The organism is Nocardia sp. NPDC127579 (assembly GCF_042672005.1).
GTDB lineage: Bacteria > Actinomycetota > Actinomycetes > Mycobacteriales > Mycobacteriaceae > Nocardia.
In genome coordinates this window covers 200,514-212,454 of the sequence record NZ_JBHXVZ010000003.1, presented here as the reverse complement: position 1 = coordinate 212,454, position 11,941 = coordinate 200,514, and the positions used below count along the sequence as shown (strand labels likewise).

Below are 11,941 nucleotides of genomic sequence, written 5' to 3'. Positions count from 1 at the left end.
TGCCTTTCAGCCCAGCGCCGCGGGATGGACCTGGTCGATCAACCCGAAGAGCTCGTCGTCGTCGGCACTGTCGAGATCGTCGATATCCTCCGCGGCCGCACCGCGCAGGGCGCGCACGATCGTGTCGATCTTGCCCATGACGGTGTTCACCTCGTGCGAAGCGAGTTCGATGCCGGCACAGCTGGCCGCCAGCGCGTCCAGTTGATCGGTGATTCGAGCGGCCGGATCGTCGACGGGCGCGATCTCGGTGCGCAGATAACGGGCCAGCGCGGCGGCGTACGGGTAGTCGAAAACGACTGTGGTGGGCAGCTTCGCGCCCGTGGCCGCCTTGAGCCGGTTCCGGAATTCGACCGCACCGAGCGAGTCGAACCCCAGATCGGTGAAGGCGGTGTCGGCCGGTACCGCATCGGGTGTTTCGTGTCCCAGGACCGCCGCCGCGTGGGTACGGATCAGGTCGAGTATCACTCGTTCCTGTTCCGCTGGCGCCAGACCGGTCAGTGCGGCGACCAGATCGGCGGCTGCTCGGGGGCCCGCCTGGGCGGCGCGGCGGATCCCCGTCGACAGTGATCGCAGTACCGCCGGCAGCTCGTCCGGGTCCGAGTGTCCGCGCAGCGCGGGCAGATCCAACCGGGCCGCAACGATATGCGGGCGGCCCAGCGCCACGGCCGAGTCGAAGAGCGCGAGTCCCTCCGTGTCGGAGAGTGCGATCAGGCCCTCCCGGCGTATCCGCGCTCGATCACGCTCGGCGAGATGTCCGGTGATTCCGGTGGCACGGTCCCAGAGCCCCCAGGACACGGCGGTAGCCGCGAGCCCCGAGCGGGCGCGGCGCTGCGCGAGCGCGTCCAGGAAGCTGTTGGCGGCGGCGTAATTCGACTGTCCCGGCGAACCGAGCACTCCCGCGATCGAGGAATACAGCACGAAGGCCGACAGCGGCAGCCCGCGGGTCGCCTCATGCAGATTCCACGCGGCATCGACCTTGGCGCGGAACACCTTCGCGAGATGATCGGGAGTCTGCGCGGTGAACACCGCATCCTCGACCACGCCGGCGGCATGGACGACCGCGATCAGGGGATGCTGATCGGGTATCGCACGCAGCAATCGGTCGACCGCGGTGCGCTCGCCGAGATCGCACGCGGCGATCTCGACTTCGGCCCCGAGCGCGGCCAGCTCCGCCGCCAGTTCGCCGGCCCCTTCGGCCTCGGCGCCACGCCGGCTGGCGAGCAGCACACGCCGCACGCCGTGCGCCACGACCAGGTGCCGAGCCGTCAGCGCACCCAGGCCGCCGGTGCCGCCGGCCACCAGGAGGGTCCCCGCCGGGTCCGGCGGGACCGGCATCGTGAGGACGTACTTGCCGGTGTGCCGTGCCTGACTCAGCTGCCGGAACGCCTCGGGCGCCCGGCGCACATCCCAGGTGGTAACCGGAAGCGGTTGCAGCACACCGGATTCGAACAGCGAGACCAGTTCGGCCAGAATCTCGGCGAGTCGGTCCGGCCCCGCGTCCATCAGGATGAAGTTCTGGTAGCGCACGCCGGGATGCGCGGCGCCCACCTGCGCGGCGTCGCGGACATCGGTAAGTCCCATCTCGATGAATCGGCCGCCGCGTGGCAGCAATCGCAGGGACGCGTCGACCTTGTCACCGGCCAGCGAGTTGAGCACGATATCGACCCCGCGTCCGCCGGTCGCGGCGCCGACGTGCCGCTCGAACTCCACGGTGCGGCTGTTCGAGATCCGATCGTCGGGGAATCCCTGCTGCCGCAGCACTTCCCACTTACCCACACTGGCGCTGACGTGGAGATCCAATCCGAGGTGGCGGGCGAGCTGTACCGCCGCCATACCCACGCCGCCGGTCGCGGCGTGAATCAGCAGCGATTCACCCCGCTGGGCGACCGCGAGGTCCACCAGCGCGTAGTAGGCGGTCGCGAAGACGATCGGTGTCGCCGCCGCCTGTTCGTAGGACCAGCCCGCCGGTATCCGCGCCACAGTGCGCCGGTCGGCGACCACGGTCGCGGCGACGCCGGTGAAGATACCCATCACCTGATCACCGGGCCGCAGGTCCACGACATCGGAGGCCACCTCGACGACGACACCCGCGCCCTCACCGCCGACCGGAGTGTCCGGGATGGGATACATCCCCAGCACGATGAGCACATCCCGGAAGTTGACCCCCGTCGCGCGAACGGACACCCGGACCTGCCCCGGCCGGAGCCGGCGCCCTGCCGCGAGGTCGGCGGCGAGCACCATGTTGTCACCGTGCAGGGTTCCGCGCCCACGAGTGGTCAGCAGCCAATCACCACCGATCAGCTCCGGCGAGCCGACGGTGTCGGCGCCCGCCCGGACCAGTCTGGGGACGAATGCGCCCGCGCCGCGAATCGCCAGCTGCGGCTCCGCCAGCGAGGCCGCGATCAGAGCCGCCTCCCGACACTCCCCCGGATCGCCGACATCGAGCAGCCGGACCCGGCCCGGGTTCTCGTTCTGGGCACTGCGCAGCAGACCCCAGACGGCAGCACCGGCCAGATCGGTGACATCCTCGGCGCCGTCCACCGCGACGGCACCGCTGGTCACCGCGATGATCGTGGCGTCGCTCAGGTCCGCCACGGCGAGCAGCTGTTGCACCAGCGCTTGCATCGAGGTCACCCGGTCGCGCACTGTGGCCGGAACGGTAGAAAACGTTGCCCCGGTGCCGAAGCAGGAGAGCACCACATATGTCCGGCTCGCGATCACACAGGACTCCACGCCGTTCGGCCCGCTCGCGCCGAGAGCGAGATCGGTCCAGACCGCGCCGGTTTCGGTATCGGTGACGGGCACCGGAGTCCACGCGAGTTCGAGCATCGCGTCCTCGGCCGGCCGTGGCCGAGCACCCAGCGCCTCGAGCGGAACCGCACGCAGCACCAGCGATTGCGCGCGAGCCACCAGCCCGCCGCTGCTGTCGGCCACCTCCATCCGGATGCGGTCGGCGGCTACCGGTTCGATCCGCACGCGCAGCGCCGAGGCGCCCACCGCGTGCAGTGACAGACCTTCCCACGCGAACGGCAGCCGCACCTGGCCGGAGTCCGCGGATCCCGACATCCCGGCGGCGATCATCGCGTGCAGTGCCGCGTCGAGCAGGGCGGGATGCAGGCCGAACCGTTCGGCATCCGTCTTGGCGTCGTCCGGCAGGGCGACCTCGGCCAGAACGACTTCGCCGACGCGCCACAATGCCCGAAGACCCTGGAAAGTGGTCCCGTAGTCGTACCCGAGCGCGGCCAACGCCTCGTAGGGGGCCGCCAACGGCACCTCGACAGCGTCGACCGGCGGCCAGGTCCTGAAGTCCGCCGGCGCCACAGGATCCGGCTCGCCGGCGTGCAAAGCGCCGGTGGCGTTGACACCCCAGGGGGAATCGGTGCCGTCCTGCGCGCGTGAATAGATCGACAGCGGGCGTCCCTCGTCCCCCAGGTCCGGGCCCACGACCACCTGGACCTCCATCGCCCCGGTCTCGGGAACCACCATCGGTGACTCCAGCACCAACTCCCGTAGCGCCGGGCAGTTGACCAATTCGCCTGCGTACCAAGCTAGTTCGGCGAACGCGGTACCCGGCAGCAGCACCGTCCCGCCGATTCGGTGCCCGGCGAGCCACGGATGAGAGCTGAGCGAGATCCGGCCGGTGAGCAGCAACCCGCCGTCGTCGGCCCGGTCGAGCCGCGCCCCCAGCAACGGATGATCCGCGGCACCCAGACCGGCACCCCGTACATCGCCACCGCCGCTCGACTCCAGCCAGTAACGCTTGCGATCGAAAGCATAGGTGGGCAGATCGACGCGCCCGGGGCGCGTACCCGCGAACAGCACGGACCAGTCGACCGGCACTCCGTTCACCTCGGCGACCGCGAGCCCGCGTAGAAAGCCCACATCGCTCGGCACGTCCGGACGCTGCAAGCTCGTTGCGGTCACACCTTCGTCGTCCTCGTCGCCCAGCCCGGCCAGGGTCAGCGCGGTGAGCGACGCGCCCGGTCCCACTTCCAGGAAGCAGCCCGCCCCGCCTTCGGCTCGAACCCAGCGCACCGCGTCGAGATAACGCACCGGTTCCCGCAACTGGGCTACCCAGTAGTCAGGGGTGCACAGCTGCGCGGCATCGGCGATCTTCCCGGTGACGGTGGAGACCACCGCGAGGGCGGGTTCCCGATAGGTCAGCTGCCGGCACACCTGCGCGAACTCGCGCAGGACCGGGTCCATCAGCGGCGAGTGGAAGGCATGGCTCACCTGTAGTCGCGTCGCCCGAATTCCCTTGTCGGACAACTGGTCGGCGATGCCGGCGACGACGTCCTCGGCACCGGAGATCACCACCGACGCCGGACCGTTGACCGCGGCGATCGCGACACTGCCGGAGTGCGGTCGAACGAATTCGGCCACGGTGTCGGCGTCGGCGTTCACCGCCACCATCGCCCCCGAGGCCGGCGCCGCGCGCATCAGGCGGCCGCGCGCTCCTACCAGAGCGCAGGCATCGGCCAGTGTCCACACCCCGGCCAGATATGCCGCGACGAGCTCGCCGATCGAATGCCCGAGCACGAAATCGGGTCGCACGCCGCAGGATTCGGCCAGCCGGTAGAGGGCGACCTCGGTCGCGAACAGAGCGGCCTGGGTGAAGTCGGTACGGTCGAGCAGGGCGGCCGGCGCGGACCCCGCCGCTGCGAAGAGCACCTCGCGCACACCACTGTCGAGGTGCCGGTCGAGTTCAGCGCATACCTCGTCGAAGGCCGCGCGATAGACGGGATGGCCCTGATACAGCTCCCGCCCCATGCCCAGACGCTGCGCGCCCTGTCCCGGAAACAGGACCGCGACCCGTGCCACGCCGGTCGCAGTGCCCCACACTGCGTTTCGCGCCTGCGCGCCCTCGGCTACCGCGCGAAGGCCGGCGGCCAATTCGGTCCGGTCGCGACCGACGACGACCGCGCGGTGGTCGAATCGGCCGCGTGCGCTGGTGAGCGCGCATCCGATATCGACAGGATCGGTATCGGCCGCGGTGTCGAGAAAGTCGAGCAGCTTGCGCGCCTGTCCCGGCAACGCCGCGGCGGTGCGTGCGCTGATGACGAACGGGACGACCGGCGGGACAGTCGCGTCCGATCCTGGACTCGGGTCCTCGTCGGCTTGTCGTGCCGGGTCCCCCTGCTCCACGACGACATGCGCGTTGGTGCCACTGATACCGAACGACGACACCGCCGCGCGCCGGGGCCGGCCGGTCACGGGCCAGGCTCCGGCCTCGGTGACCAATTCGACGCCCCCCTGCGACCAGTCGACGTGTGGAGTAGGGCTGTCCACATGCAGGGTGGGCGGAACGACGCCGTGCCGCATGGCCATCACCACTTTGATGAGCCCGCCGACACCCGCCGCCGCCTGGGTGTGCCCCATATTCGATTTGAGCGAGCCGAGCAGCAGCGGCCGATCAGCCTCGGCCCGGTGTCGCCCATACGCGACGAGCAGCGCTTGCGCCTCGATCGGGTCGCCCAGCGGCGTGCCGGTGCCGTGCGCTTCCACGACATCGACATCGGCGGGGGTCAAGCCGGCGTCGGCCAGAGCAGCCTGGATCACCCGCTGCTGCGACAAGCCGTTCGGCGCGGTCAGTCCATTGGATGCGCCGTCGGAGTTCACCGCCGATCCCCGCACCACTCCGAGAATCGGATGCCCGAGGCGTTCGGCGTCGGCAACGCGCTCCAGCAGCAGCATGCCGACGCCCTCACCCCACGCCGTTCCATCGGCGGCCGCGGCGAACGACTTGCAGCGGCCGTCCGAGGCCAGCGCCCGCTGGGTGGAGAACGCCACGAACGCCGCCGGCGTCGTCATCACGGTGACCCCGGCCGCGAGCGCCAACGACGACTCACCCGAGCGCAGCGACCGCACCGCCTGATGGATCGCGACCAGCGACGACGAGCAGGCGGTGTCGACGGTTACCGCGGGCCCTTCCAGGCCGAGTACATAGGCCACTCGCCCCGAGGCGACGCTGGCGGCCTGCCCGGTCATCAAGAACTGCTCGACGCCCGCGCGAATCTGTTGCCGATTGTCCCGGGCGTTCGCGCCCTGCGGATCCGACATCATCCCGATGAACACCCCGGTGTCGGTGCCCCGCATCGAGAGCGGATCGATTCCCGCACGCTCGAACACCTCCCACGCGGTCTCCAGGATCACCCGCTGCTGCGGATCCATGGCAAGCGCTTCGTGCGGGCTCACGCCGAAGAATCCGGCGTCGAATTCGGCGGCGCCGGAAAGGAATCCACCGGACCTCACATACGATTTCCCCTCCTGGCCGGGCTCGGGGTCGAAGAGATCGTCCACATCCCAACCACGATCCTGCGGCCAGGGCGCCATCAGGTCCCGGCCCTCGGCCACCGCCTGCCACAGCTGTTCCGGAGTCTCGATCCCGCCTGGGTAGCGACATGCCATGCCCACGATGGCGATCGGCTCACGGCTCCGCGCCTCCAGGTCGGCCAAGCGTTGCCGGGTGGAGTGCAATTCGCGGATCGCCTTCTTCACGTAGGCGCGAAGCTCGTTCTCGTTCGCCATCGGGCACACCTCTCCTGCCTCGGTGATCTACGGGGAATCGAGCAGGTTCCATACCAGGTAGCGACCGGCCAGCGACCTGCTCGAGCGCTGACTTCGGTCACGCTATGGCACTGCGTCGGCGAAATCCGCTCGAGTTCACAGACTTTGGGAAACGACCAACGATCAGACGGTCGCCCCGGACAATCCACAATCTCATTGCCCGCCGATTGCCGGCGCTCGTAGGGTTGCGGCCCATGGCGTGGAACATCGACCCGATACCTGGTCAGAGCGGGCGCACCTTCGTGATCACCGGAGCCAACGGCGGCCTCGGCGCCGAGATGACCCGAACCCTCGCGGCGAGCGGGGCCGCGGTGATCATGGCCTGCCGCAGCCGCGAACGCGCACTCGCGATCGCTCGCACCGCACCCGGCGATGTCACCGTTCTCCCGCTGGATCTAGCGGATCTCTCCTCCGTTCGCGCCTTCGCCGGCGACTGCGGCGCAATCGATGTGCTCATCAACAACGCCGGTCTGATGAACGTCCCGTTCGCCCGCAGCGTCGACGGATTCGAAATGCAGCTCGCGGTCAATCACCTCGGCCATTTCGCCCTCACGGGGCTGCTGCTCGACCGGATCCGGGATCGCGTGGTCTCGATCTCGAGCATCGCCCACCGCTGGACCGGCCGATTCCCGGAGAACCCGAATATGACCGAGGGCCGATACCTTCGGCCTGTCGCCTACGCGCGCGCCAAACTGGCCACCCTCATGTTCGGGCGCGAGCTCGAGCGGCGGCTCCGGGCAGCCGACGCACCGCTGCGCTCCTATGTGGCCCACCCCGGGGTCGCCCCCACCGGCTTGGTGGCCCGCACCGGCACCGCATTGGACCGGATCGCCGAGCCAGCAGTCGCCCTGGTCGGCCAAACCCGCAGCGCCGCAGTACGATCCATCCTGCATGCCGCGCTCACCCCGCAGGCCGATCCGAACGTCTACTGGGGCCCCACCCTGCTCTTCAACACCCGCGGCCCGATCGGCCCATCGCCGTCGAGCCGTCTGGCACTGGACCGCTCGCTCTGGCAGCAGCTGTGGATCTACTCCGAGGACGCCACCGGCGTGCGCTTCCCCATCGGCTCGCCCAGGACTGCCGATGATCCGCGGTAGCTCCCGTCCCGCGCTGCGTACCGCCGTCGGCGCCGTCCTTGCCGGACTCATGCTGACCAGCGCCGCCCCCGCAGCGCCGCGACCGCTCTATCCCACACCCGACCCGGACGTCTTCTACGCGACCCCCGCCGACATCGACACCAAGGCCGCAGGCCAGGTGCTCGGGGTGCGTGAGCAACCTCCGCTGCCCTACTTTCCCACCGCATCGGTGGCACTGGTCAAATTCCGGTCCACGAACTCCCAGGGCAGGCCGATCGCCGCCACGACGACGGTGCTCACTCCGCGCGACCATTCCTCGAACGCGCCGCTGCTGTCCTACCAGCACATCATCAACGGGCTCGGCACCAGATGCGCGGTGTCACACGCCCTCTACGACTACGACCCGAACCTGCTGTACCGAGCTGTGCCGCTGCTCAACACCATGCTCATGCGGGGATGGAGTGTGGCGCTACCCGACCATCTCGGCCCCACCGCCGCCTACGGCGCCGCCCGCCTCGGCGGCATGATCACCCTCGACGGCCTGCGCGCGATCCGTCAGGTGCCGAGCCTGGGGCTGGCCGAAAGCCCGCTGGCCATGCTCGGCTACTCGGGCGGTGGGATGGCCACCGCGTGGGCGGCGGCGCTGGCACCCGACTACGCACCGGAACTTCGGCTCGTCGGCGCCGCGGCCGGCGGAGTGCCGACCAACATCGTCGCCATGGCCCGCGCGCTCGGCCTCTCGCCTCATCCCATGTTCGGCTTGGCCATGGCCGCCGCGCTCGGCCTGGAACGCGAGTACCCCGACCGGCTGCCGATCAGCGACCAGATGAACGCCGCGGGCCTGGCCGTGCGCGAGGCGATGACGGACGGATGCACGCTGGAACTCATCGGACAGGGCGCTATGCGCAGCGCGGCAGAACTGGCGACCAGCACATCCCTGATCGATGACCCACACGTGTGGGAGGTCGGTGCGGAGAACAGCCTCGAGCTGTTCGACGGCATTCCCGCCATCCCGATCTTCGAATGGCACACCCCGCTGGACCCGTTGGTACCGGTCGATTCGATCGATCGCACCAATCAGCGCTACTGCCGGGCAGGCGTTCGTTTGCACTCCGAGCTGTATCCGAGTCCCGATCACCTTGCCACGGCAGTCATGGGCTTCCCCTCCGCCGTCGCGTGGCTGGATGCCCGATTCCGCGGTGAAGCCGCGCCGAGCAACTGCTGACCATCACCCTGCACCACCCCGAGGAATCGCCATGCGCCGAATATCCACCACTGTCCTGGCTGTGCTGCTGTGCGCGCTCTACCTGGTCGCGCCGGACCCGGCCGCGACTGCCGAACCCCTGTATCCCACACCGAATCCCGACCCCTTCTTCCGTGCTCCCGACGACCTGGGGCGGTTGGCTCCCGGCGACGTCGTGCGGGTCCGCCGCCTCGATCTCGGCCCGGTCACGAACATCTCCGTGTGGCACGTCGCGTTCCGGTCCACCAACTCGGCCGGAAACCCGATCATGGGCGTGACCACGGTGCTCGTACCCGCCGGGGTCGTCCGGCCACCCTTGGTCTCCTATCAGGCCCTCATCAATTCCCTTGGCACCAAATGCAATCCGTCCTCCTCGCTGATCAACGAGGAGACACTCGATGCCTGGGGTTCGGTGCTTCCGCTCAGCCGCGGCTGGGCGATCTCCCTGCCGGACTATCTCGGCCCGAACGTCGCCTACGGTGCCGCGCGACTCAGCGGTATGGTCACCCTCGACAGCGTCGAAGCGGTGCAGCGCGTACCCGAACTCGGATTGGACCAGTCACCGGTCGGCCTCGCGGGGTACTCCGGCGGCGGGATGGCCACAGCCTGGGCGGCCGCGTTGCAGCCGACCTATGCACCGACTCTGAAGCTCACCGCGGCCGCGGCCGGCGGCGTCCCGGCCGACCTGGAGCAGATGGCGCTGGGCATCGGATTCGGCCCACATCCAGGCTTCGGGCTGGCCTTCGCGGCAGCCATGGGACTCGAGCGGGAATACCCGGATCGACTCCCGATCTCCCGGCAGCTCAACGAGACCGGCCTGTGGTTCCGCGATTTCACCCACGACGAGTGCCGTCGATTCCTGCTCCTGCACGGCGCGATCCGCAATGCCGAACAATTGGCTGCCACCAAGAACCTCATGGACGACCCCGACGCTCGCGCGGTGCTCCGCGAGAACAGCCTGCGCCACTACCCCGGGCTACCGACCGTACCCACGCTGCTCTGGCAAGGCGTCTACGACGAACTGACCCCTTTCGACGCAGTAGCAGACGTCGCCGCCCGCTACTGCCGAGAGGGCGTCCCGATCACGTTCTCCCGATACGACCTCTCCGAGCACATGACAACCGCCGTGGCGGGACTACCGGAGGCCTGGAACTACTTCGAGGCCAGATTCCGCGGTGAGCCCACACCGATACGATGCTGACCCGACGTCGCGGCGGACCTTGTCGATTACCCCGCGGGTAATCGACAAGGTCAGCGGGCGCGGGCAGGATCAGGGCGAGTGAAAGGATCTTGTCCGGATGACCACCACTACGCCCTTCATGTTCGACACCGATACGGCCAGTACCCGGGTCGGTGCGCACGAGTTCGCCCTCGAGTTGTCCGAACGCTGGACCACCTTCGGCGGTGCCGCCAATGGCGGCTATCTGCTGGCCACCTGTTTGCAGGCGTTGCGGCAGGAGATTCCGCAACCGGATCTGCTGTCGGCGTCGGCGCATTTCCTGCGGCCGGGGGTGCTGGGGCCCGCGCGGATCGCCACCGAGGTGGCGCGGATCGGTCGGCGCACCGCGAGCGGTGCGGCGGTGCTGACCCGCGACGATCGCGAGATCATCCGGGTGCTGGCCACTTTCACCGATCTCGGCCAGGCCACCGGCCGGACCGCCGAACGAGCCGACGCGCCCGAGTTGCCCGCGCCGGAGGACTGTGTCGATCCGGCCGCCGGGCTCGGCGCCATCGGCGGAGCGACGATCGCCGAACGCGTCGAGTTCCGGATGCCGAAGGTGCCCGGATTCTGGACGGGCGCGCCGGGCGGCACCACCGCCGCCGACTTCTGGTGCCGGTTCACCGACGGCCGCGACCCCGACCCGGTCGCGCTGGCCCTGCTGGTCGATTCCGCCGCGCCCGTGGTCATGGACCTCGGTGTGCCCGGGTCCTCCACCGTCGAACTGACCGTCCACATCCGCCGCCGCCCCGCACCCGGCTGGCTGCGCTGCCGCGTCCGCACCGACTACCTGATCGACGGATTCCATGAGGAAGACTTCGACATCTGGGACAGCACGGGTGCGCTGGTCGCCCAATCCCGGCAGTTGGCGCTGATCCCCTAGAGCACGCTCACGAGGCGGGCAGGGTGAGGCGGATGCGGGAGCCCGGATCGGTGACCGCGATGGTGCCGCCGTGCAATTCGACGATCCAGCGGGCGATGGACAAGCCGAGCCCGGTGCCGCCGGTGTCGGTGCGGCCACCGCGGGTGAACCGGTCGAAGATGTGGGCGCGGTCGGCGTGCGGGATGCCCGGTCCGTCGTCGGCGACGTCGATGATGACCGAACCTGATTCGGTTCTGGCGTGAATCCGCACTTCACCGCCTGCGGGGCCGTGCCGGGCGGCGTTGTCGAGCAGGTTCAGCAGCACCTGATGCAATCTTGCACTGTCTGCAAATATGCGTGCGGTGCTGGGAAGTACGTCGGTTCGGAAGGTGACGCCGCGACCGAGCACGGCGGTCATCACCTCGGCTTCGGCGACGACCTCGTCCAGCAGGGTCGCCAGCGCCAGGTCCTCACGGTCGAGCGGGAACGCGCCCGCTTCGATCCGGGACAGGTCCAGTAACTCCGAGACCAGCAGGCCCAGCCGTTCGGTCTGGGCCAGCGCGGTGCGCAGCGTGCCCGGATCCGGTTGGGAGACACCGTCGACCAGGTTCTCCAGCACCGCGTTCAACGCGGTGATCGGGGTGCGCAGCTCATGGGAGACATTGGCGATGAGATCGCGGCGCTGCTGGTCGGCCGCGGCGAGGTCGGCGGCCATCTGATTGAACGCCTCGGCCAGCTGGCCCACCTCGTCCCGCGAGCTGGCCCGCACCCGCCGGGTGTAGTCGCCCTGGGCCATGCGCTTGGCCGCCGCGGTCATCTCCCGCAGTGGCCGGGTGATCCCGTGCGCCAGGAACTGCGACGTCAGCAAGGCGATCACCACGGCCGTGACGGTGGTGCGCGGCGGCAGCCAGCCGATCCGGAACCGGAAGAACCCGAACGCCACTCCGCCCGAGACCAGCATCAGGATCGCGAGC

Annotated in this window: 6 protein-coding genes; 4 read left to right on the top strand and 2 right to left on the bottom strand. The window is 69.4% G+C overall.

The window, feature by feature from the left end; translation table 11 throughout:
- Nucleotides 1-6: 6 nt before the first annotated feature.
- The gene (locus tag ACFVMC_RS13330; protein ID WP_379209921.1) at nucleotides 7-6,528 is read right to left on the bottom strand and encodes an SDR family NAD(P)-dependent oxidoreductase; all 6,522 of its coding nucleotides are present in this window, start codon (nucleotides 6,526-6,528) and stop codon (nucleotides 7-9) included.
- A 233-nt stretch (nucleotides 6,529-6,761) separates the two neighbouring features.
- Between ACFVMC_RS13330 and ACFVMC_RS13325 the strand changes: the two genes are divergently transcribed.
- The 4 genes from ACFVMC_RS13325 (at nucleotide 6,762) to ACFVMC_RS13310 (ending at nucleotide 10,988) form a co-directional block, all read left to right on the top strand.
- Nucleotides 6,762-7,664, top strand: a complete 903-nt coding sequence (locus ACFVMC_RS13325) for an SDR family NAD(P)-dependent oxidoreductase (RefSeq protein ID WP_379209919.1) — start codon at nucleotides 6,762-6,764, stop codon at nucleotides 7,662-7,664.
- Nucleotides 7,651-8,868: a lipase family protein gene (locus tag ACFVMC_RS13320; RefSeq protein WP_379209917.1), complete on the top strand. Its 1,218-nt coding sequence runs from the start codon at nucleotides 7,651-7,653 to the stop codon at nucleotides 8,866-8,868. The genes ACFVMC_RS13325 and ACFVMC_RS13320 overlap by 14 nt, the downstream gene beginning before the upstream one ends.
- Before the next feature lie 31 nt (nucleotides 8,869-8,899).
- Nucleotides 8,900-10,087, top strand: coding sequence for a lipase family protein (locus tag ACFVMC_RS13315; RefSeq protein WP_379209915.1), 1,188 nt, complete (start codon nucleotides 8,900-8,902; stop codon nucleotides 10,085-10,087).
- Nucleotides 10,088-10,184: 97 nt separating this feature from the next.
- On the top strand, nucleotides 10,185-10,988 hold the full coding sequence (locus ACFVMC_RS13310; protein WP_379209913.1) for a thioesterase family protein: 804 nt from the start codon (nucleotides 10,185-10,187) through the stop codon (nucleotides 10,986-10,988).
- A gap of 7 nt (nucleotides 10,989-10,995) precedes the next feature.
- Here the strand turns inward: ACFVMC_RS13310 and ACFVMC_RS13305 are convergent, their stop codons facing one another.
- Entirely contained in the window at nucleotides 10,996-11,928 is a 933-nt protein-coding gene (locus ACFVMC_RS13305) for an ATP-binding protein (protein WP_379210566.1), read from the bottom strand.
- Nucleotides 11,929-11,941 lie beyond the last annotated feature (13 nt).

Bases quoted from the DNA above. Each gene is read 5' to 3' on its own strand.
- ACFVMC_RS13325 (WP_379209919.1), top strand. From the start codon at position 6,762: ATGGCGTGGAACATCGACCCGATACCTGGTCAGAGCGGGCGCACCTTC.
- ACFVMC_RS13305 (WP_379210566.1), bottom strand. From the start codon at position 11,928: ATGCTGGTCTCGGGCGGAGTGGCGTTCGGGTTCTTCCGGTTCCGGATC.
- ACFVMC_RS13330 (WP_379209921.1), bottom strand. From the start codon at position 6,528: ATGGCGAACGAGAACGAGCTTCGCGCCTACGTGAAGAAGGCGATCCGC.
- ACFVMC_RS13310 (WP_379209913.1), top strand. From the start codon at position 10,185: ATGACCACCACTACGCCCTTCATGTTCGACACCGATACGGCCAGTACC.
- ACFVMC_RS13320 (WP_379209917.1), top strand. From the start codon at position 7,651: ATGATCCGCGGTAGCTCCCGTCCCGCGCTGCGTACCGCCGTCGGCGCC.
- ACFVMC_RS13315 (WP_379209915.1), top strand. From the start codon at position 8,900: ATGCGCCGAATATCCACCACTGTCCTGGCTGTGCTGCTGTGCGCGCTC.